The 21,355-nt window shown below is 60.5% G+C and carries 23 protein-coding genes and 1 other RNA gene; 21 read left to right on the top strand and 3 right to left on the bottom strand.

All coding sequences use genetic code 11. From position 1 onward, the window contains the following. Positions 1-80 precede the first annotated feature (80 nt). From smdA to amtB, 4 genes are all read left to right on the top strand, one after another. Positions 81-1,856 carry a multidrug efflux ABC transporter permease/ATP-binding subunit SmdA gene (smdA, locus tag ACJ8PE_RS08900; protein ID WP_033642081.1) on the top strand — a complete coding sequence of 592 codons (1,776 nt, stop codon included), beginning with the start codon at positions 81-83 and terminating at the stop codon, positions 1,854-1,856. Beyond that, entirely contained in the window at positions 1,849-3,627 is a 1,779-nt protein-coding gene (gene smdB, locus ACJ8PE_RS08895; protein ID WP_187048664.1) for a multidrug efflux ABC transporter permease/ATP-binding subunit SmdB, read from the top strand. The genes smdA and smdB overlap by 8 nt, the downstream gene beginning before the upstream one ends. 278 nt (positions 3,628-3,905) lie before the next feature. Next, positions 3,906-4,244 (top strand): P-II family nitrogen regulator, encoded by a 339-nt coding sequence (gene glnK / locus ACJ8PE_RS08890; protein ID WP_004940327.1) that lies wholly within the window; start codon positions 3,906-3,908, stop codon positions 4,242-4,244. A 35-nt stretch (positions 4,245-4,279) separates the two neighbouring features. Then, a complete protein-coding gene (gene amtB / locus ACJ8PE_RS08885) occupies positions 4,280-5,566 on the top strand; it encodes an ammonium transporter AmtB (RefSeq protein WP_033651092.1) in 1,287 nt (428 codons plus the stop codon). A 90-nt stretch (positions 5,567-5,656) separates the two neighbouring features. Here amtB and tesB read toward each other — a convergent pair whose 3' ends face one another. Next, positions 5,657-6,520: an acyl-CoA thioesterase II gene (gene tesB / locus ACJ8PE_RS08880; protein ID WP_033642086.1), complete on the bottom strand. Its 864-nt coding sequence runs from the start codon at positions 6,518-6,520 to the stop codon at positions 5,657-5,659. A gap of 231 nt (positions 6,521-6,751) precedes the next feature. On the opposite strand from tesB, the gene ACJ8PE_RS08875 reads away from it, so the two are divergent. Then, positions 6,752-7,243: a YbaY family lipoprotein gene (locus ACJ8PE_RS08875; RefSeq protein WP_033642087.1), complete on the top strand. Its 492-nt coding sequence runs from the start codon at positions 6,752-6,754 to the stop codon at positions 7,241-7,243. A gap of 64 nt (positions 7,244-7,307) precedes the next feature. Here ACJ8PE_RS08875 and ACJ8PE_RS08870 read toward each other — a convergent pair whose 3' ends face one another. Then, entirely contained in the window at positions 7,308-7,622 is a 315-nt protein-coding gene (locus tag ACJ8PE_RS08870) for an MGMT family protein (protein ID WP_033642088.1), read from the bottom strand. Positions 7,623-7,778: 156 nt separating this feature from the next. On the opposite strand from ACJ8PE_RS08870, the gene ffs reads away from it, so the two are divergent. The 16 genes from ffs to ACJ8PE_RS08790 all read left to right on the top strand — a co-directional run bounded on the left by ffs (position 7,779) and on the right by ACJ8PE_RS08790 (position 20,880). Continuing rightward, positions 7,779-7,875: signal recognition particle sRNA small type (gene ffs, locus ACJ8PE_RS08865), an RNA gene on the top strand. Positions 7,876-8,241: 366 nt separating this feature from the next. After that, positions 8,242-9,039, top strand: coding sequence for a winged helix-turn-helix domain-containing protein (locus tag ACJ8PE_RS08860; protein ID WP_033642089.1), 798 nt, complete (start codon positions 8,242-8,244; stop codon positions 9,037-9,039). After that, complete coding sequence (locus tag ACJ8PE_RS08855) at positions 9,024-9,518, top strand: FidL-like protein (protein WP_033642090.1); 495 nt, start codon at positions 9,024-9,026, stop codon at positions 9,516-9,518. The genes ACJ8PE_RS08860 and ACJ8PE_RS08855 overlap by 16 nt, the downstream gene beginning before the upstream one ends. Positions 9,519-9,953: 435 nt before the next feature. Next, on the top strand, positions 9,954-10,397 hold the full coding sequence (locus tag ACJ8PE_RS08850; protein ID WP_226772955.1) for a winged helix-turn-helix domain-containing protein: 444 nt from the start codon (positions 9,954-9,956) through the stop codon (positions 10,395-10,397). A 30-nt stretch (positions 10,398-10,427) separates the two neighbouring features. Beyond that, positions 10,428-10,931 (top strand): type II secretion system protein N, encoded by a 504-nt coding sequence (locus ACJ8PE_RS08845; RefSeq protein ID WP_332107494.1) that lies wholly within the window; start codon positions 10,428-10,430, stop codon positions 10,929-10,931. 126 nt (positions 10,932-11,057) lie between these two features. Further along, on the top strand, positions 11,058-12,947 hold the full coding sequence (gspD, locus tag ACJ8PE_RS08840) for a type II secretion system secretin GspD (RefSeq protein WP_232096301.1): 1,890 nt from the start codon (positions 11,058-11,060) through the stop codon (positions 12,945-12,947). Next, positions 12,944-14,440, top strand: a complete 1,497-nt coding sequence (gene gspE, locus ACJ8PE_RS08835; protein ID WP_404768984.1) for a type II secretion system ATPase GspE — start codon at positions 12,944-12,946, stop codon at positions 14,438-14,440. Before gspD ends, gspE begins: the two co-directional genes overlap by 4 nt. Continuing rightward, positions 14,430-15,641: a type II secretion system inner membrane protein GspF gene (gspF, locus tag ACJ8PE_RS08830; RefSeq protein WP_099818243.1), complete on the top strand. Its 1,212-nt coding sequence runs from the start codon at positions 14,430-14,432 to the stop codon at positions 15,639-15,641. The genes gspE and gspF overlap by 11 nt, the downstream gene beginning before the upstream one ends. Before the next feature lie 11 nt (positions 15,642-15,652). Further along, positions 15,653-16,111, top strand: a complete 459-nt coding sequence (gspG, locus tag ACJ8PE_RS08825; RefSeq protein ID WP_197779839.1) for a type II secretion system major pseudopilin GspG — start codon at positions 15,653-15,655, stop codon at positions 16,109-16,111. Then, positions 16,108-16,683, top strand: coding sequence for a prepilin-type N-terminal cleavage/methylation domain-containing protein (locus ACJ8PE_RS08820; RefSeq protein ID WP_147880922.1), 576 nt, complete (start codon positions 16,108-16,110; stop codon positions 16,681-16,683). Before gspG ends, ACJ8PE_RS08820 begins: the two co-directional genes overlap by 4 nt. Beyond that, the gene (gene gspI / locus ACJ8PE_RS08815) at positions 16,565-16,942 is read left to right on the top strand and encodes a type II secretion system minor pseudopilin GspI (RefSeq protein ID WP_370528315.1); all 378 of its coding nucleotides are present in this window, start codon (positions 16,565-16,567) and stop codon (positions 16,940-16,942) included. The genes ACJ8PE_RS08820 and gspI overlap by 119 nt, the downstream gene beginning before the upstream one ends. Beyond that, entirely contained in the window at positions 16,939-17,553 is a 615-nt protein-coding gene (gene gspJ, locus ACJ8PE_RS08810) for a type II secretion system minor pseudopilin GspJ (protein ID WP_042783795.1), read from the top strand. Before gspI ends, gspJ begins: the two co-directional genes overlap by 4 nt. After that, a complete protein-coding gene (gene gspK, locus ACJ8PE_RS08805) occupies positions 17,550-18,452 on the top strand; it encodes a type II secretion system minor pseudopilin GspK (protein WP_197793436.1) in 903 nt (300 codons plus the stop codon). The genes gspJ and gspK overlap by 4 nt, the downstream gene beginning before the upstream one ends. Before the next feature lie 3 nt (positions 18,453-18,455). Then, positions 18,456-19,589 (top strand): type II secretion system protein GspL, encoded by a 1,134-nt coding sequence (gene gspL, locus ACJ8PE_RS08800; protein WP_404768986.1) that lies wholly within the window; start codon positions 18,456-18,458, stop codon positions 19,587-19,589. After that, positions 19,586-20,080, top strand: coding sequence for a type II secretion system protein GspM (gspM, locus tag ACJ8PE_RS08795; protein WP_197793438.1), 495 nt, complete (start codon positions 19,586-19,588; stop codon positions 20,078-20,080). Before gspL ends, gspM begins: the two co-directional genes overlap by 4 nt. Then, entirely contained in the window at positions 20,065-20,880 is an 816-nt protein-coding gene (locus tag ACJ8PE_RS08790; RefSeq protein ID WP_197761783.1) for a prepilin peptidase, read from the top strand. Before gspM ends, ACJ8PE_RS08790 begins: the two co-directional genes overlap by 16 nt. On the opposite strand, the gene gspS is transcribed toward ACJ8PE_RS08790, so the two are convergent. After that, positions 20,877-21,239, bottom strand: a complete 363-nt coding sequence (gene gspS / locus ACJ8PE_RS08785) for a type II secretion system pilot lipoprotein GspS (RefSeq protein ID WP_033642100.1) — start codon at positions 21,237-21,239, stop codon at positions 20,877-20,879. The two genes, ACJ8PE_RS08790 and gspS, sit on opposite strands and share 4 nt — an antisense overlap. Between the last annotated feature and the right edge of the window lie 116 nt (positions 21,240-21,355).

Raw genomic sequence — 21,355 nt, 5'->3', positions numbered from 1 at the left:
ACGGGCGGCTCAACGGTGGTATCCTGCTCCGTTGAAGCGGAAAAAGAGACAAACCTCATAAAACCCTGGAATCAAACTGCGTGAGATTATTTGCACAAATCGGCTGGTACTTCCGCCGGGAGTGGCGCCGCTACCTGGGCGCGGTGGTGCTGCTGATCGTCATCGCCATCCTGCAACTGCTGCCGCCTAAACTGGTCGGCATCATCGTGGACGGTGTCACCGAAAAACAGATGTCCACCGGCGTGCTGTTGGCCTGGCTCGGGCTGATGATCGGCACCGCGATCGTCGTTTACCTGCTGCGCTATGTGTGGCGGGTGCTGCTGTTCGGCGCTTCCTACCAGCTGGCGGTCGAGCTGCGCGAAAACTTTTACCGTCAGCTCAGTCGGCAGAACCCGGCGTTCTACCTGCGCCACCGCACCGGCGATCTGATGGCGCGCGCCACCAACGACGTGGATCGTGTGGTGTTTGCCGCCGGTGAAGGCGTGCTGACGCTGGTGGATTCGCTGGTGATGGGGTTGGTGGTGCTGGTGGTGATGAGCACCCAAATCAGCTGGCAGCTGACGGTGTTGGCGTTAATCCCGATGCCGCTGATGGCGATCGCCATCAAATATTACGGCGATCAGCTGCACCAGCGCTTTAAATCGGCGCAGGCGGCGTTTTCCAGCCTGAACGATCAGGCGCAGGAAAGCATGACCAGCATCCGCATGATCAAGGCCTTCGGGTTGGAGGATCACCAATCCAACCGCTTCGCCGACGTCGCGGCGCAGACCGGCGCCAAGAACATGCACGTGGCGCGGGTGGATGCGCGCTTCGATCCGACCATTTATATCGCCATCGGCGCCTCTAACCTGCTGGCCATCGGCGGCGGCAGCTGGATGGTGGTGAACGGTTCGCTGACGCTCGGGCAACTGACCAGCTTTGTGATGTACCTCGGCCTGATGATCTGGCCGATGTTGGCGCTGGCCTGGATGTTCAACATCGTCGAGCGCGGCAGCGCGGCCTACAGCCGTATCCGCAGCCTGCTCGACGAGGCGCCGGCGGTGCAGGATGGCCCGCAGGCGTTGCCGGCCGGGCGCGGCGTGCTGGAGGTGGATATCCGCGCGTTCCACTACCCGGAAAACCCGCACCCGGCGCTGCATGACGTGGCGCTGACGTTGAAGCCGGGGCAGATGCTGGGGCTGTGCGGGCCGACCGGGGCCGGTAAGTCGACATTACTGTCGCTGATCCAGCGGCAGTTCGACGTCGACCAAGGGCAGATCCGCTATCACGGCCTGCCGCTTCCGCAGGTCAGGCTTGACGACTGGCGTTCGCGGCTGTCGGTGGTGAGCCAGACGCCGTTCCTGTTCTCCGATACCGTGGCGAACAACATCGCGCTGGGCCAGCCGGGGGCGACGCAGGCGCAGATTGAACAGGCGGCACGGCTGGCCAGCGTCCATGAGGACATTCTGCGGCTGCCGCAGGGCTATGACACCGAAGTGGGCGAACGCGGCGTGATGCTGTCGGGCGGCCAGAAACAGCGCATCTCCATCGCGCGTGCGTTGCTGCTGGATGCGGAGATCCTGATCCTCGACGATGCGTTGTCGGCGGTGGACGGCCGTACCGAGCACCAGATCCTGCACAACCTGCGCAGCTGGGGGCAAGATCGCACGGTGATCATCAGCGCGCACCGGCTGTCGGCATTGACCGAGGCCAGCGAAATCCTGGTGATGCAGCACGGCGGCGTGGCGCAGCGCGGCGATCCGGCGGCGCTGGCAGCGCAGCCGGGCTGGTATCGCGATATGTACCGTTATCAGCAGCTGGAAGCGGCGCTGGACGAAGCGCCGGAAAACGGCGAGGAGGCGTTGGCCGATGAATAAAGTGCAAAAGCTGTGGCCGACGTTGAAGCGGCTACTGGCCTACGGCTCGCCGTACCGCAAACCGCTGGGGATGGCGGTGCTGATGCTGTGGGTGGCGGCGGCGGCGGAAGTCGCCGGGCCGATCCTGGTCAGCTATTTTATCGATAATTACGTCGCCAAAGGGCAACTGCCGCTGATGATTGTCGGCGGGCTGGCGGCGGCCTACATTCTGCTGGAGCTGCTGGCGGCGGCGCTGCACTACTTCCAGGCGCTGTTGTTCAACCAGGCGGCGGTAGGCGTGGTGCAGCGGCTGCGTACCGACGTGATGGACGCCGCGCTGCGCCAGCCGCTCAGCGCCTTCGACACGCAACCGGTCGGGCAATTGATCTCGCGCGTCACCAACGACACCGAAGTGATCAAGGACCTGTACGTGATGGTGGTATCCACGGTGCTGAAAAGCGCCGCGCTGATCGGCGCTATGCTGGTGGCGATGTTCAGCCTCGACTGGCGCATGGCGTTAGTGGCTATCTGCATCTTCCCGGCGGTGTTCGTGGTGATGGGCATCTATCAATATTACAGCACGCCGATTGTGCGCCGGGTGCGCAGTTATCTGGCGGACATCAACGACGGTTTCAACGAAGTGATCAACGGCATGGGTGTGATCCAGCAATTCCGCCAGCAGGTGCGCTTCGGCGAACGCATGAGCGCCGCCAGCCAGTCGCACTATCTCGCGCGCATGCAGACGCTGCGGCTCGACGGTTTTCTGCTGCGGCCGCTGCTCAGTCTATTTTCGGCGCTGGTGCTGTGCGGTTTGCTGATGTTGTTCGGCTTCAGCGGCGAAGGCGTGATTGGCGTCGGCGTGCTCTATGCCTTCATCAACTACCTGGGGCGTTTGAACGAACCGCTGATCGAGTTGACGTCACAACAGTCGATCCTGCAGCAGGCGGTGGTGGCCGGCGAACGTATTTTCGAACTGATGGATCGCAGCCAGCAAAGCTACGGCGCAGACGATCGTCCGTTGGCCAGCGGCAGCATCGACATCACCGATCTGAGCTTCGCCTACCGTGCGGATAAAAAGGTGCTGCAGCATATTTCGCTGGCGGTGCCCTCACGCGGCTTCGTGGCGCTGGTCGGCCACACCGGCAGCGGCAAGAGCACGCTGGCTAACCTGCTGATGGGCTATTACCCGGTCAGCGAAGGGGAAGTGCGTCTCGACGGCCGTCCGCTCTCCAGCCTGTCGCACCGCACGCTGCGCCAGGGCGTGGCGATGGTGCAACAGGATCCGGTGGTGATCGCCGATTCGGTGCTGGCCAACGTGACGCTGGGGCGCAACATCGATGAAGAAGCCGTCTGGCGGGCGCTGGAAACGGTGCAGCTGGCGAGTCTGGTGCGCGGCTTCCCACAGGGTATCCATACCCGGCTGGGGGAGCAGGGCAATAACCTGTCGGTCGGGCAGAAACAGCTGCTGGCGATGGCGCGGGTATTGGTGCAGGCGCCGCAGATCCTGATCCTCGACGAGGCGACCGCCAACATCGACTCGGGCACCGAGCAGGCTATCCAGCGGGCGCTGCGCGTGATCCGCGAGCACACCACGCTGGTGGTGATCGCTCACCGCCTCTCGACGATCGTCGATGCCGATTCCATTCTGGTGCTGCATCGCGGCCAGGCGGTGGAGCAGGGCAACCATCAACAGCTGCTGGCGCAGCAGGGGCGCTACTACCAGATGTATCAGCTGCAGCTGGCGGGCGAGCAGTTGGCTGAAGCGGTGCGCGACGAGAGCCAACCCGCCTGATCCCACGGGCCGCGATCGCGGCCCTTATTTTTCCCAACGCACCACAAGCAGGCAACTCCGCCAGGCTACGCCCCCTTTCTGCACTTTTTCGACGCGACGCGCACCAAATCAGTGCGCATTATTTAACCCATTCAAAGTATCGGTACTGTACCGCGCCGCGGCGGCGCCCGCGTGCCCGCTAATCCGCTGAATCGCCATGCAAAATAAAATTTGGCACAGCCCTTGCTACATATGAGGTGTACCGGGGTGAGTTTGGGCTTAATTCGTGGAGAGGCAATATGAAGCTGGTGACCGTGGTAATCAAACCGTTCAAGCTGGAGGACGTGCGCGAGGCCTTGTCCTCCGTGGGCATTCAGGGGTTGACCGTAACCGAAGTGAAGGGCTTTGGCCGCCAGAAAGGGCACGCCGAGCTGTATCGCGGCGCCGAATATAACGTCAATTTCCTGCCCAAGGTCAAAATCGATATCGCCATCGCCGACGATCAGTTGGATGAAGTGGTTGATGTCATTAGCAAAGCCGCCTACACCGGCAAAATCGGCGACGGCAAAATTTTCGTTGCCGAATTGCAACGCGTGATCCGTATTCGCACCGGCGAAACCGACGAATCGGCACTGTAACCGCGAACTCAGTTAAGTGATGGGGATGATTGATAATGAAAAGACTGTTATCCATGTTGGGCCTGAGTTCGGTAACCCTGGTTCCTTCTTTGGCCCTGGCCGCCCCGGCGGTCGCCGATAAGGCCGACAACGCCTTTATGATGATCTGCACCGCGTTGGTGCTGTTCATGACGCTGCCCGGCATCGCGCTGTTTTACGGCGGCCTGCTGCGCGGCAAAAACGTGCTGTCGATGCTGACGCAGGTCACCGTCACCTTCGCGCTGGTCTGCGTGCTGTGGGTGCTGTATGGCTACAGCCTGGCGTTCAGCGAAGGCAATGCGGTGTTCGGCGGATTCCAGACGGCGATGCTGAAAGGCATCGGCATCGACAGCGTCACCGGCAGCATCAGCCAGATGATCCACGTCGCTTTCCAGGCCTCCTTCGCCTGCATTACCGTGGCGCTGGTGGTGGGGGGCTTCGCCGAACGCATTCGCTTCTCGGCGGTGCTGATCTTCGCGATCCTGTGGTTCACCCTGTCTTACCTGCCGATCGCACACATGGTGTGGGGCGGTGGCTATCTGGCCACCGACGGTGCGCTGGACTTCGCCGGCGGCACCGTGGTGCACATCAACGCCGCCAGCGCCGGGCTGATCGGCGCCTATCTGCTCGGCAAACGCGCCGGCTTCGGTAAAGAGGCGTTCAAACCGCATAACCTGCCGATGGTGTTTACCGGCGCGTCCATCTTGTATATCGGCTGGTTCGGCTTTAACGCCGGTTCCGCCAGCGCGGCTAACGGCATCGCGGCCTTGGCATTCCTGAACACTGTGGTGGCTACTGCGGGCGCCATTCTGTCCTGGACCTTCGCCGAGTGGGTGCTGCGCGGCAAGCCTTCGTTGCTGGGCGCCTGCTCCGGCATGATCGCCGGGCTGGTTGCCGTTACGCCGGCGGCGGGCACCGTGGGCGTGGGCGGCGCGTTGATCATCGGCCTGGTGGGGGGCGTCGCAGGCCTGTGGGGCGTAGTGACGTTGAAGAAATGGCTGAAAGTGGACGACACCTGCGACGTGTTCGGCGTGCACGGCGTGTGCGGCATCGTCGGCTGTCTGCTGACCGGCGTGTTCACCGCTTCTTCCCTCGGCGGCACCGGCTATGCCGAAGGGGTGACGATGGGGCATCAGGTGTGGATCCAGCTGCTGAGCGTCGTGATTACGCTGGTGTGGTCAAGCGTCGCCGCCTTTATCGCCTTCAAGATCGCGGGCGCGATGGTGGGGCTGAGAGTGCCGGAAGAGCAGGAGCGCGAAGGGTTGGACGTCAACAGCCACGGCGAGAGCGCCTACAACCAGTAAGACTCGAAGCAGGGCAGTGCGCTAAATACGAAAATAATGATGAAGCAAAAAGGGGCGATGGAAACATCGCCCCTTTCTTTATGCCGCAAATCAGGCGTCGCGTTGGCGAATCACCCCTTCCTGTACGGTGGTGGCGACCAGCACGCCGTCGCGGGTGTAGATCTGGCCGCGCACAAAGCCGCGAGCGCCGGAGGCGGAGGAGCTTTCCACCGCGTACAGCAGCCAATCATCCATGCGGAACGGGCGGTGGAACCACATCGAATGGTCGATGGTGGCCACCTGCATGCCCGGCTCGAGGAAGCCGACGCCGTGCGGCTGCAGTGCCGTCGGCAGGAAGTTAAAGTCCGATGCGTAGCCCAGCAGATATTGGTGGATGCGCGCATCGTCCGGCATGCTGCCGTTGGCGCGGAACCACACGTAGCGATGCGGTTCTTCCACGCTGCCCTTCAACGGGTTGTGGAATTTCACCGGGCGCATTTCGATCGGTTTCTGACCGATAAATTTTTCGCGTACTTTGGTCGGCAGCATCGGCGCCAGCTTCTGAGCAATCTCTGATTCGGACAGCAGCCCTTCCGGCGGCGGCACGTCCGGCATCTGGTTCTGGTGCTCGAAACCTTCTTCCGGGCTCTGGAAGGAGGCGGTCATATAGAAGATAGGTTTGCCGTGCTGGATGGCGCTGACGCGACGGGCGCTGAAGCTGTTGCCGTCGCGCAGGGTTTCTACGTCGTAGACGATCGGCTTGCTGCTGTCGCCCGGGCGCAGGAAGTAGCTGTGGAACGAGTGCACGCTGCGCTCGTCCGGCACCGTCTGTTTGGCGGCGTACAGCGCCTGGCCGACCACTTGCCCGCCGAACACCTGGCGCAGCCCCAGATCTTCGCTTTGGCCGCGGAACAGCCCTTCTTCGATTTTCTCCAGATCCAACAGATCGAGGAGGTTTTGCAATGCCTGGCTCATAAAATTGTTACCTTTCTAATAATCATTTTGCGCAGTGTGCGGAATATCACGGCGCGGCGTCAATATCTTGCGTTAAAGGGCCGATGAGAATGCTCTTAATAGTGAGCGCATTAGGCTGGCTAAGTGATTAATAGGCGGGGCAAAGTGGATTTATCAGTGTTTTGTGCTAAGTTTAATGAGTGAGGTGGTGAAAGCCACCAACGTGTTGATAATAAAAAAGGAGACCGATCCATGAAACTCTGGCAAATCGTAGGCGGTGCCGCAGCACTGACGATCACGCTGGCAGGATGCGCGCAAAAGAGTGCTGATGTGCCTACACCGGCGGCCGGCAACCCGGCGGCTGCGCAAACGCAGATTCAGGGGCCGGCGGTGACAGGTTCGGTTAATATACGTCAGCGCATTGCGCTGCCGCCGGACGCCGTACTGACTGTCACCCTCTCTGATGCCTCGCTGGCGGATGCGCCGTCCAAAGTGATTGCACAGCGCGCGATACGTACCGAAGGGCAACAAGCGCCGTTCAACTTTACGCTGCCGTACAACCCGTCTGATATCCAACCGAATGCGCGCATCATTCTGAGCGCGGCGGTGACGGTCAACGGGCGACTGATGTTCATTACCGACACGATCCAGGAAGTGGTTAACCGCAACGGCACCCGCGCCGATCTGCTGCTGGTTCCGGTGCAGGGCGTGCCGATGCAGGCTGCGCCAAGCGCGATGCAGTAATTCTGCTGCGGTACGGCAAGACCCAATCAACAGCCTTTGCGCTTCGGCCAAAGGCTGTTTTTTTTTACCAGCGCCAGCCGTAGCGATCGAAATCGACCGTGCTGTGCGGGCCGAAAATAATCCCCTCCGCCAGCAATGCCTGCCGTTGCCGTTGAAAATCCTCCCCCTGTTGCGAGATTTGCCCGTGCCGGTTGATTACGCGGTGCCACGGCAGCGTGCTGCCTTCCGGCAAACGCCGCAGCACGCCGCCGACCTGACGCGCGGCGCGCGGCGAACCGGCCAGACGGGCGACTTCACCGTAGGTGGTGACTTTGCCGTACGGAATAGCGGCCACGATATGGAATACCCGCTGGCTGAAAGAGGCGTCTTCTGGTTGCATGTTGCAGTTCCTGCGCGAGTCAAAACCCAGGCGGAGAGTGTGCCACAATGCAGGTGGGCAAGAAAACAGCGGTTGGCCCCGGTTGGCTTGCTATTTGATGGGGCATCGCCGATAATGCCCACCGCTTCGGAGTACAGAAGCCGTCAATGGGGGCCCTGTTGGTTCTCCCGCAACACTAACTTGTGAACTCGGTCAGGTCCGGAAGGAAGCAGCCGCAGCAGGTGACGTGTGTGCCGGGATGTAGCTGGCAGGGTCCCCACCCATTTGCGTCCCGCAAAAACGCTCTTCCCCGTTATTCATCAAGTCGATACGCTGAACAGGCGTTACTTTCACGTCGCGATCGCGAAGCGTGTCCTCTGCACCGTTTTAGCCTTTATCCCCCTGATAGAAATGTATTGTTGCCAACAGATCCGATGACGGCGAAAAAATAACGCGTATACCGCCATTTGTGGGACAAATAAGGATGGAGAGATGGGGAAAATTCTTAAAGTTGCGCACCTGTTGGGATGACGTTAGTATTGTTTTTTCTCTGTGCAAAAAAACTATCCGCGCTTAGCGGCGGTCGTCGAACTGGCTCAATAAGTTTAAATAATAACCCGTGTGCGCTGTCAGGCTAAACATGATTTATATCATTGATAAAGATATTACATTTAATACTGAAAACGGTTCATTGAAAAGTTTAAAGAAGGGGCGGGAAGTTTTCTTATCCAGCGTCAATGCCAGAGTATTCAAATGCTTGCTTGAACACGGCCATGAGACGGTGAGCCGCGAGACGCTGTTGCAGCAGGTTTGGACCGATCACGGCTTGAGCGCCTCTTCCGCGACGTTAAATCAATATATCAGCCTGACCCGACGCGCATTGACGTCTGTCGGTTTCAACGAGCGCCTCATCGTTACCCTATCCAAAAAGGGGTATAGACTTAATCGAATAATACCTGTCGACCGACTGCGGATTGATTTACCCGAGCCCCCTCAGCTTGCCGATGCCGCGGTGACGTTGGCGTCACCTGCCGCAACGACAAAAAACACCCATCACTATTTTTTTATTCTGCTGCGCAGTTTATCGATCGTCGTACCCTTATCTTTTCTGGCGCTGTGCTTCATCTATTACAAGCACCATCGCGACAGTGAAAAGAAGCAGGTATTGTCCTACGTCGGCACGGTGAACGGTTGCCCGATCTACTATGCCGGCCATTTTTTGGCGAATCACCAGGACGGCTACTTGCAGTTTCTGGTCAGGAAAGATTTGTATGGCCGACATTGCCGATCCGGCGAGGTCGTCATTACCAAGGTTAACCGTTCTCAAAATGCCAATGAAGACAGCGGACGCCAGTTTATCGCCAAATGCACGAAGGACAGTGCGGCTGTTTTGCATAACTGTGAGAGCGAGTACATTCGGGCATGGAAAAAAAGTTAAATATTCTGTCAGCCACGCTGGTCGGCCTGTGCGTGTTGACCGGCAGCGTGATGTATTCCCTGATACGCAGCCATCATGACTTCAGTGATTTTTCCTGCGAAGCGAACGCCACGTTCAATTATTTCAATTCACTGGACGCGCAGGCGGCCCATAACGACATTCAGCTGTCGCTGAAAATAAACTACATCTTTTTGTCCGGCGATAAGGGCGTGATGGTCCTGTCGGGGTTAGCCAACGACGGTGAAAAGAAATACTTCGTCAATCGGCGGGTTAACTTCAGCTATGTTTCGCAGGGGAGTTTTTATCGCTTTCAGTATGGCGAGGTCAACTATTCGCCGCGTGATACCTTACCGGAAGAGATTTATACCTACTTTTTCAGCAATGAGTCGACATTTTATCATATTCGCAGCATTGATAAAAACACGTTGATGTTTAGCAATGCCTATTCGCCGATGTTCTTATGCAATATTGAATCCTGACGTTTACTTTATTGCCCCCTCCGATAAAGATGTATTTTATTTGCCGTTTATAGCGTTCCACCGTCTTTTTAGCGCATAACTAATAACATGAGTTATTATCGGTCATTGTCTATTTTTCGCATCACTAATCGAATTTAATGGCGGTTCACTTATTTTATAAATTCTTCTATCACCATGTTTTTAAATGACTTAATGGTTTTTGGCTTGTGTTGTTTTGTTAGATTAATTTTATATTGTTTATTTTAAATAAATAAGTTGCATGAATATTTTTAACATGATTAATTGAGCCGGCTCTTAACACGGCGAATCACTTGTTTGCGTTGAAAATGCATCTGCCGCATGCGTGCAAAGGTAATGGCACAGGGAGCCTTTGGACTTCATTAAACTGATAGGCGAGAGATGGACATACATAGCATTGCCCTGAACGAGACTCTGTTGGAAAATGAGTTGGTGATCTTAAACAACAATGAAAAGACGCTGTTATTTAAAAAAGAGAATGTGCTCATCGAAATGACCGAATTGCAGCGGCGTTTCATGCTGTGCCTGTTGAGTGGCATCTATAAGAAAAATGACATTATTCGCGCAGTCTGGTTCTGCAACCATGAGACCATCAGCGACAATAACTATTATCAAATGATATTCCAATGCCGAGCTTTGCTCTCCCGCCACGGTATTCCGGGCGAGGTGATCAAAACCATTCCCCGATTTGGCGTGATGCTGAGTTTCCAGGCCTGCGAACGCGCGAATACGCGGGAGCAATGCTTGGCACCGGCGGCTAATAAACAGCGGCGAACGTGGCTGGACGCCGTAAATTATAAAGTGGCGCTGGCCATCACGCTGCTGTTTTCCGTGGCGATGGTGTTGGGCATTTCCGCTTAGCGTTGGCGCCGTTGAATAACCGGGGGGCCAGTGAGCAAGCGGTTAATAGACTTTTTTATTCTACTTTTCTTCCTGGCTAATTTGACGTTCATGCTTTCTCAGGTGTGGCGAATGATAACCGTGAATAACGAACCCGTTGAGCCGCACCTTGAAAGTGGGCGTGAGCAAGTGCGCCATGGCGTCTTTCCCCAGGAAGATGACATCAAGAAAATTAACGACGCACACTGGTTTGGCCGTTATCAGGCGGCGAAAAGCGGCGAAAAGGCGCGCGGGTATAAGGTCGGCGAGTGGGCGATCGGCGCCGAGCTGCTGGCTAACGCGCCGGAGGCCGCGGCGCTCGGCAAGATAACCGGTCTGCTGTTCAGTGATAACGCCGAAAAAAGCCTGGTTATCGTGGAACATGGCGGTAAGCAAACCGGGTATGGCGTTGGCGACCGGCTGGTCGGCAGCAATGCCGTTATCGTGCGGATATTAAAAAACAAAATACTGCTCGATGAAAACGGTTATTACGCCGCGCTGACGTTTAAAGAGTAGCCGGCGCACCGCTTCGGCGTGGGGTGTTTTACAGCATAAGGCAACACTGTGATGACGCATTTTATTTTTCGTTCCCGCGCAGGCTGGAGCGCCGGTTTATGGCGCGCGTTAGCGGCGGCGGCTGTCATGATTGCCCTGGGGGGCCTGGCGCGTGCGGAGCAATTCTCCGCCAATTTCAAAGGCACGGACATTCAGGAATTTATCAATACGGTCAGTAAAAACCTGAGCAAGACCATCATTATCGATCCGGCGGTGAAAGGTAAGGTTACGGTGCGCAGCTACGAACAGCTCGACGAGAAGCAATATTACCAGTTCTTTCTCAATGTGCTGGACGTCTACGGCTATACGGTCATCGGCATGCCCAACAATATCCTGAAGGTGATCGCCGCCAAAGAGGGAAAAAGAGCCGCGCTGTCGCAAAGCGGCGGCGAGGCGATCGCCGAAGGGGATGAAGTGGTGATGCGGGTGGTACCGCTGCGCAATATCGCGGCCAAAGACGTTTCTCCGATCTTGCGCCAGCTTAACGACAGCATCGGCGTGGGCAGCGTGGCGCATTACGAGCAGGGCAATGCGCTGTTGATCACCGGCCGAGCCGGGGTGGTCAACGGCCTACTCGACCTTGTGAGGGAGATGGATCAGGACGACGGCAATCAGGTGGAGACCTTCGCGCTGAAGCATGCGGCGGCGCCGGAGATCGCGCGGATGGTGAACGAACTGTTTCGCGAAGAGGGCAAACGGCGTATGGCCGGGGCCGGCTCGCTGCGTCTGGTGGCGGATGAGCGCACCAACAGCGTGATGATCGCCGGGGACGATCGGGCCCGCGAACACGCCAAAGAACTGATTGAGCAGTTGGATAACAAGAGTGTCACCCAAGGCAATACCCAGGTCATTCCGCTCAAATACGCCAAGGCGCAGAGCCTGGTCGAGGTGCTGACCGGCGTGAGCGCGGGCCTGCAAAACGAGAAAGAGAGCGCCGCCGCCAACGTGGCGCTGTTGAAAAATGTGGTGATCAAGGCCGATGAGCAGACCAATGCGCTGATCATCACCGCCGCGCCGGACGTGATGCGCGATCTGGAGGCGGTGGTCGCCAAGCTGGATGTGCGGCGCGCGCAGGTGCTGGTCGAAGCGGTGATCGTCGAAGTGCAGGATGGGCAGGGGCTGAACATCGGCGTGCAGTGGGCCAACAAATACGGCGGCGGCACGCAGTTCGCCGGCCAGGCGCCCGGCATCTCGGCGGGGTTCGAAAACGGCATGAGCGATGTGTTCGGCAAGGCCAACGGCCTGATGACCGGTTTCTACAGCGGCAACTGGGGCGTATTGCTGTCCGCCATCGCCAGCAACAACCAAAACAATATCCTGGCTACGCCGAGCATCGTTACGCTCGATAACGCCGAGGCGGAGTTCAGCGTCGGGCAGGATGTGCCGATCCTCACCGGTTCGCAAACCACCAACAGCGATAACGTCTTCAATACCGTGTCGCGCAAAACGGTGGGCATCAAGCTCAAGGTCAAACCGCAGATCAATCAGGGCCAGTCCGTGCTGATGCAGATCGAGCAGGAGGTCTCCAGCGTTGCCGACAGCGCCGGCGCTACGCCGGATTCGCTGGGGGCGACCTTCAATATCCGCACGGTCAACAATACGGTGCTGGTGGACAGCGGTGAGACCGTGGTGGTGGGCGGGCTGCTGGACAAGTCCAACTCGGAGCTGGAGAGCAGCGTGCCGATCCTGGGCAAGATCCCGCTGGTGGGGGCGCTGTTTCGCTCGAACGCCACCAAAGCGAGCAAGCGTAATTTGATGCTGTTTATCCGCCCGACCATCATTCGCAGCACCGAGGGGTATGCCCGGCAGAGCCAGCGCAAGTTAGGCAAGTTCGACGCCGAGCAGCAGGACGATCGTGAGCTGAATAACGCACTGCGCAGCGAGATCGCCGGCGATAAGAAGGCGATCGACAATCGGGCGTTCCTCGCCACCGTCGCGCGTATCGAGGCGTTTTATTCGCGCGGAGCGCGCCCGTGAAGCCCCGTTCTGTGGGGCCGCGGCTGCCTTTTGGCTGGGCGCGGCAGCATGGCGTGCTGGCCGTCGACGGGCAGAGCGGCATCCAACTGTATTGTCACCCCGAGACCCGCCAGGCCGCGTTGATGGAGGCGTACCGCTGCCTGCCCGGTGAGCCGACGCTGGCCCGGCTGGACACGGAGGCCTTTGAACAACGGCTGGTGGCGCACTATCAGCGGGAAAGCGGCCAGGCGCAGAAAATGATCGACGATCTGGGCGGCGAACTGGATTTCTATGCGTTGGCGGAAGAGCTGCCGCAGCAGCAAGACCTGTTGGACGAACAGGACGATGCGCCGATTATCCGCCTGATTAACGCCTTGCTGAGTGAGGCGATCAAAGAGCGCGCCTCCGATATTCACATCGAAACCTACCAGAGCGAGCTGGTGATCCGTTTTCGTATTGACGGCGCGCTGCGCCGCATTCTGGCGCCGCAGCGCAAGCTGGCGGCGCTGCTGGTGTCGCGCATCAAGGTCATGTCGAAGCTGGATATCGCCGAGAAGCGCGTGCCGCAGGATGGGCGCATGGCGCTGAAGGTTGGCGGGCGGGCGATCGACGTGCGGGTGTCGGTGATGCCGGCCAGCCACGGCGAACGCGTGGTCATGCGCCTGTTGGATAAACAGGGCGTGCGGCTCGAACTGCCCAGCCTGGGCATGGCGGCGGCGCACCAACAGGCGTTGCTGCGCCTGATCCGCCAGCCGCACGGCATTATTCTGGTCACCGGCCCGACCGGTTCGGGCAAGAGCACCACGCTCTATACCTTGCTGAACCAGATCAATGACGAACAGCGCAACATCATGACGATCGAAGATCCCGTCGAGTATGAACTGGCCGGCATCGCGCAGACGCAGGTGAACCCCAAGGTGGACATGACCTTCGCGCGCGGGCTGCGCGCGCTGCTGCGTCAGGATCCCGATGTGGTGTTGATCGGCGAGATCCGCGACGGTGAAACGGCGCAGATCGCGGTGCAGGCCTCATTGACCGGGCATCTGGTGCTGTCGACCCTGCATACCAACACGGCGATCGGCGCCGTGACCCGGCTGCGGGACATGGGCGTTGAACCGTTTTTGCTTTCCAGCTCGCTGAGCGGCGTGTTGGCGCAGCGCCTGGTGCGCCGGCTTTGCCCGCACTGTCGCGAGCCTTATGCGCTGCCTGACGCGCAGCGGCGCCAACTGGGGCTGGCGTCGACGCAGGCGCTGACCTGCTGGCGCCCGATAGGATGCGAGGTCTGCGGCGGGCAGGGCTATCGCGGCCGAATCGGTTTGCATGAACTGTTGGTGCTGGATGAACCGATGCGCAGGGCAATCCACCGTAGCGACGGTGAGCTGGACATCGCCAGGCTGGCCGGGGAGCGCTATCAGCCGCTGCGTCAGGATGGGATCGCCAAAATGAGCGCCGGAGAGACCAGCCTGGAAGAAGTGTTGCGGGTGACGCGCGAAGGGGATGGCGATGAAGTTTGATTATCGCGCCTGCGATCGTGAGGGGCGCGCCCGGCGTGGCGTGTTGGAGGCGGATTCTCTGCGTCAGGCCCGCGATCGGTTGCGTGAGAAGGGGTGGCAGGTGCTGGCGGTGCAGGCGCGCAGGCGATCCGCTCTTGCCGGCCTGCTTGCCGGCCGTTGGATGAGCGGCGTGAGCAGCGGCGATCTGGCGCTGCTCACCCGGCAACTGGCGACGCTGCTGTCCGCCGCGCTGCCGCTGGAAGAGGCGCTGATGGCGGTGGCGCGGCAAACGGAGAAAAAAGGCCTGCAGGCGGCGTTGACTCAGGTGAGGCAGCGCATTCTGGAGGGTTTCCCGCTGGCGCAGGCGCTGGGGCAGTATCCGCAGATTTTTGACCGTCTCTATTGCGCCATGGTGGCGGCCGGTGAGATTGCCGGCCATCTGGGGCCGGTGCTGGAACGGCTGGCTGACTATGTCGAACAGCGCCAGCACATGAAGAACAAGATCGTACAGGCGTTGGTGTACCCGATGGTGCTGACGGCGGTGGCGATTGGCGTGGTGGCTATCTTGCTGACGGCAGTGGTGCCGAAGGTGATCGAACAGTTTGTGCATATGAAGCAGACCTTGCCGCTGTCGACCCGGATGCTGCTCGGCGCCAGCGACGGATTGCGACAATGGGGGGCGGCGGTGTTGATGGCGGCGCTGGCGGGCCTTGGCGCTTTCCGTTATCGCCTGCGGGATCCGGCGCGGCGCGCACGCTGGCATGCGTTCATCCTGCGGCTGCCGGTGGTCGGCAAGCTGTCGCTGGCGGTGAATACCGCGCGCTACGCCAAAACGCTGAGCATTTTGAACGCCAGTGCCGTGCCGTTGCTGGAGGCGATGCGCATCAGCGCCGGCGTGTTGGGCAACGAGGCTGCCCGTGAGCGCCTGCTGGCGGCGATGGAGCGGGTGCGAGAGGGGGAAGGATTGTCGCCGTCGCTTGAAGGTACCGCGCTGTTCTCGCCGATGATGCGACACATGATCATGTCCGGCGAGCGCAGCGGCGAACTGGACATGATGCTCGAACGGGCGGCGGCGATGCAGCAGGAGGCCTTCAGCCGGCAAATCACGCTGGCGCTGGGGCTGTTTGAGCCTTTATTGGTGATCGCGATGGCCGGTTCGGTGCTGTTTATCATTTTGGCCATCCTGCAGCCGATATTGCAGCTCAATAATATGGTCGGTTAATCATGCCGTTAATGGAGAGTAAGGTGAGTCATATCAGCAATTTGCGCAGGTCCCGGCAGCGTGGGTTCACGCTGCTGGAAATCATGGTGGTGATCGTCATTCTGGGGCTGTTGGCCAGCCTGACCATCCCAAGCCTGATGGGTAACAAGGAGAAGGCCGATCGGCAAAAGGCCGCCAGCGATATCGTCGCGCTGGAGAACGCGCTGGATATGTACAAGCTGGATAACGGCCGTTATCCCAGCGCGGAGCAGGGGCTGGCGGCGCTGGTGACCCGGCCGACGCTGGCGCCGATCCCAAGGAATTATCCCGAAGACGGTTATATCCGCCGCTTGCCGCAAGACCCCTGGGGGCAAGCTTATCGTCTGCGCAACCCGGGGCGCCATGGCAAGCTGGATGTGTTCACGCTGGGGCCGGACGGCGTCGCTGATACCGATGATGACATCGGTAACTGGGTGGCCGACGCGCCATGAGGCGCATACGCGGTTTTACGCTGCTGGAGACCATGTTGGTATTGCTGCTGCTGGGGGTGACCAGCGGCCTGGTGATGCTGAGTTTTCCAGCGGATGAGAAGCCGTTGGCGCAGCAGGGGGAGCGATTGAGCCATTGGCTTAATGCCCTCGCCGAGCGGGCCGAGCGCGAAGGGGTGAGGTATGGCGTGGCGTTCGATGACGGCGGTTGGCGCAGCGTCGCCGAAGCGGGGCGGGAGAGCCGGGAACAGTACGCTCTGCCGGACGGCGTCGCGCTGCGGCTGAGCGTTGAAGGGCAAACCGTCGCGCTCGCCGCAGAGGCGGCGCTGCCGCAGGTGTGGTTGTATCCGGGGGGCGAAACCACGGCATTCAGCGTGGAACTATCGCAGGGCAAGTGTCTGTGGCGATTGCAGGCGCCCGGTTACTTTGTATTTGAAACGACGGACATTCGTTGCGATGACGCGGAAAATGAGACGCCAGCAGGGCATGACGCTGCTGGAAGTGATGGTGGCCCTGATGATCTTCGCCATCGGCTGTCTGGCGCTGATCAACAGCACCGGCGGCCAGGTGCGTAGCCTGAGCGCGATCGAAGCCAAGACCGTGGCGCTGTGGGTGGCGGACAACCAGCTGACGCTGCTGCAGCTCGATCCCCGCCCACCGACGCTCGCCTGGCATTCGGGCACCACGGTGATGGCCGGTGAAACCTGGCACTGGCGCTATCGCGGGCGGGAGACCAGCGACGCCGGGATGCGGGCGATCGCGATTGAAGTCAGGCGCGACCCGCAGGATCGCAATGCGCTGGTGGAGATGCTCACCTACAGGGCGTTGTTGTGAAGCGCGCTTTGCAACGGGGTTTTACGCTGGTGGAAATGCTGTTGGCCATCGCCCTGTTCGCCATGCTGTCGCTCACCGCATTGACGGTCTTCAGAGGCGTGCTGAAAAACGACGAAATCACCCAGCGCAAATCGACGCAGTTGACCCAGCTGCAACGGGCGCTGGCGATCGTCGAGCGCGATTTGACGCAGGCGCAGGCGCGCGCGCCGACCGGCGATAAACGCTGGCCGGCGGCGCCGGAGTTTGCGGTGCTGCAGACGGCGGGAGAGGAAGGCGGCGATTTTCAGCTGCTGCTGATCCGAAACGGCTGGCCGAACCCCCAGGCCCGATTGCCGCGCGCCACGCAGGAGCGGGTGGCGTATCGCTACCGGCAGGGGCGGCTCGAACGCCTCAGTTACCCGAATTTGAGCAGCCCGCAGGCGGCGGCGCGCAGCGTGCTGCTGTTGTCTGAGGTGACGCGGTTCCAACTGCGTTTTTACCGGCAGGGCGAATGGTTGACGGCCTGGCGCGCCGGCGGGCTGCTGCCGCAGGCGGTGGAGATCGCCATCGACACCCCCGCGCTGGGAGAAGTCCGGCGCATCGTCACGTTGCCTGCCGCGAGGCCATTATGAATAAACAACGCGGTATGGCGCTGTTGATGGTGTTGCTGATGATGTCGCTGATGGCGATCGTGGCGGTCAATATCAACGATAACTGGCAGCGTTCGCTGGCGCGCACCCAGTCGCAGCAGGATCGGCTGCGGGCGAAATGGTTGCTGCTGGGCGGCGAGAGCTACGCCCGGCAGCGGCTGCAGCAGGCGGGAGAGCAGCGGAAGGCGTGGGGGGCATCAGGGGCGACCTTCAGCATGCGCACCGAAGAGGGGGAAGTGGCGATACGTCTGCGCCGCGTTGACGCCTGTTTCAACCTCAACGCCCTGATCCGCGCCGCCCGCCCGGCGGATGTCGGCGATAGCGAGGGGGGAACCCCCAATAAGGAGAGACGAATATTCATGCTGCTATTGAACAATCAGGGGATCGCCGCTGCCCAGGCGGGCGCGATTGCCGATGCGATCGTCGCCAGAGCCTATGGCGAAGGATATCTGATGGGGGATGTCAGCGAGCTGCGGGAGCTGGCCGGCATCGACCGCGAGCTTTATCTGCGTCTTGCGCCGCTGCTTTGTGCGGCGCCGGATGCCGAGCTGCGCCTCAATCCGGACGCCGTGAACGAAGCTCAGCTGCCGCTGCTGCGGGCGATGTTGATGAACGCGCTGAGCGATGAGCGGCTGCGGGCGCTGCTGGCGGCCCGCCCGCCGCAGGGCTGGCAGACGCTGGCGTTTTTGTCGCAGGAAAAAGCGCTGCAGGCGCTGGGCGAGGATGGCCTTGGCGAGCGACTTATTTTCGACGATAACCGCTGGATTGCGCAGCTGCAGCTTAGGCTGAACGACGGACGCTATCGGCTGGTCAGCGCGTTGCAGCCGGGCCCGTCAGGCGTCACGGTCAGCGGACGTCGGTTCGACAGAGGGGAAGGGTAAACGATGGCGAACACCATCCTGCTTATCGCGCTGGACGATGATGCGATGGCCGATGTGCGCTGGGGCCGCGTCGGCGAGACGCGCTGCCGCTTTGCCGCCCGCCTCGATCTGGCCGAAGGCGGTAGTGAGTTGGCGGCTATGGCGCAGGGCAGCCGGGTTGTGGTGCTGGTACCTGCCCGTCATGTGGTGCTGAGACAAACGACATTCCAGGGCAAGGCCCGGCAGGCGACGCCGCTGGCGCTGGCGTACTCCCATGAGACCGGATTGTTGACCGATGTCGAGCAGATGCATTGGGCGGTGCTGGGCAAGGTGCAGCGCGATTTCACTATCGCCGGCGTTGCGCTGGCGCAGATGCAAGGCTGGGTCGATAGCCTCAACGCCTGCGGCATTCGCGTCGATGCCCTGCTGCCCGACGTGCTGGCGTTGCCGTTGCCGAACCAATGCAGCGCACTGCGCTGGCGCGGACACTGGTTGCTCCGAACGGGGGGCATGCAGGGCATGCAGTTGCCCGATGCCTGGGGGGACAGCGTCCCGTGGCCGACGCCGGATTGGTGTCTGCACCGTGGCGGAGAGGTGCCGGCGGGCTGGGAAACGGCGCGTATCGATGAGGATCCGCTGTGGCGATTGGCGGAAGAGGCCTGGAACAGCACATCCACGCTGTTGCAGGGGCGTTTCAAACCGGGCGTGCGCTGGCCGCGCCGTCTGCCCGATAAGACCGCCTGCGCGATGCTGCTGCTCAGCGGTTCGCTGCTGGTGGGGGGCTTGCATCACCAATTGAAGGCCAGACAGAGCGAAAGCCAGATAACGGCGCTGACTCAGCGCCTGCTGCCGAGTGGCGAGACCGCGCCGGCGTTCGCCGAACGGGCGGCGCAAGCGTGGGCACGGCGTATGCAAGACACCCTGAATGCGCCGCAGCTGTTCAGGCTGTTGCCCTACGCGGCCGAGGCGCTTGCTGTCTGGGAACCTCCGCAGTTGCAGGCGCTGGCTTTCGACGCCGCCGACGATCGTTTGGTGGTGACGGTAAACAGAAACGACGCGCCGCTGCCGGCGCCGGTCAACGCCGGTGGCGTCAGCATGACGTTCAGCGAGGGAAGCGCGCCTAACCAGGCGATCCTGACGGTGAGAGGTGAGCGATGAACATCGGTTGGCGCGATAAGGCGCTGCGGCGGGCAGTGCTGTTAAGCCTGTTGATGCTGATGGCCTGCGGCTACTGCCTGTATCAATTTTCACAGGCGCAAAAAAACGCACAACGGCTGGCGGCGCTGCGGGAGCAGGCGCGCGTCATCCAACAATTGCAGGCGCGTTTGCCGCAGAGCGTCGCCGCGCGCGAGCAACTGCCGGAGCGACTGCGACAGAGTGCGCTGGCATATCGCATCGCCATCGCCGAACTGACGGAAAGTGAAGCGGATGTGCGGGTCACGCTGCCACCGGTGCCGTTTGAACGCCTGTTGCCGTGGCTGGCCGCCCTGCAACGCGAGCACGGGATCCGCGTGCTCTCACTCGCCGCAGAACGTGCGGGGCAGGCGCCGGGCGTGGTGCAAATCAGCCAACTGCGGGTAACGGCGCAACCGGGATGTCACCCACGCGACGACAATAGAGGATCCAGAGAGCCATGCTATCCGCAATAAACGCAGTGGCCGATGAACACTGGCTGCTATTTAGCGCCGTGTTGAGCCTGTGCATCGGCAGTTTTATCAATGTGGTCGTTTATCGGCTGCCTGTCATGCTTGAGCGCGAAATGGAAATGGCGCAGGCCGAACGATTTAATCTCTTTTTGCCGCGTTCATTCTGCCCGTGTTGCACAATGAAAATATCGGCGCTCGATAATATTCCTTTATTAAGTTGGCTGCTGTTGCGCGGTCGCTGTCGTTATTGTCGCACGCCTATTTCCATCCGTTATCCACTGGTGGAGCTATTGCTGATGCTAATGGGAATAACGCTGGCCTGGCGCGTCGGCATCGGTGTGGATTGGGTTTTCATGTTGGCGTTTGCTGCATTGCTGCTGGCCTTGGCGGCGATCGACAGCGATTGTCAGCTGTTGCCGGATTGCCTGACGCTGTCGCTGCTGTGGGCCGGGCTGTTGTGGCATTGCCTGGCGCACCCGGCATTTTTGCCGACGGCGGTCATCGGCGCGCTGGCGGGGTATTTGACGCTGTGGCTGCTGTATTGGGGATTTCGTCTCGCGACCGGCCGCGAGGGGCTGGGATACGGCGATTTTAAACTGCTGGCGGCGCTCGGCGCCTGGGGCGGCTATGCCGTTTTGCCGTCGATTCTGCTGTTTGCCGCCACCGGCAGCCTGCTGTGGCTGCTGCTGCGGGTGTGGCGCGGCGGCGATGGGGCGCAGCCCCTGCCTTTTGGCCCGGGTTTGGCGGTGGCGGGCGCCGGCGCGGTAGCCTGCCAGTGGCTTGCGCTACCGCTGGCGGGTTAACGGAGCTGGGCTAAAAACGGCGCCAGCGTTCGGTTGAGTCCGCTGCACTTCTCTTGCAACGGCGTGGCGTCGGCCTCCAGCTGCGCGGCGACGTTTTTGCCTGCGTCAAGCAACTGGGTGCGATTAAGCGCCGGCGCCCAGCCTTTTCTCTCCGCCGCCTGCAACGCCGCCGCCGCGAGTGGGTCGTTGGCCGGGATATCGGCGCGGTTGCAGCGTTCTCTCAGAAACTGGCCGGCGCCGACCAGCGATGACAGCTGGTCGCGCTGGATGGCGGCGTCAGGGGCCGATTTGGCGGCGTGCTGACAGCCGGATAACAGCAGGCATGCCATGAACGCCGTGGCGATGTTTTTCAATGTCACGTTATTTTCCCTGTGGAAGTGGCGCGGTGTCGGTATTTTCTTGCGCCGCATGGCGGCGCTTTATGAGGTCAGGAATATTTTAACCCTTTATCATGCGGTTTAATATTCTGACGGCA

This window comes from Serratia sp. CY74737 (assembly GCF_052166775.1).
In the GTDB taxonomy this organism is placed as follows: domain Bacteria; phylum Pseudomonadota; class Gammaproteobacteria; order Enterobacterales; family Enterobacteriaceae; genus Serratia; species Serratia ureilytica.
The sequence above is the reverse complement of the archived record's forward strand: the minus strand, read 5'-3'. Positions and strand labels throughout refer to the sequence as shown.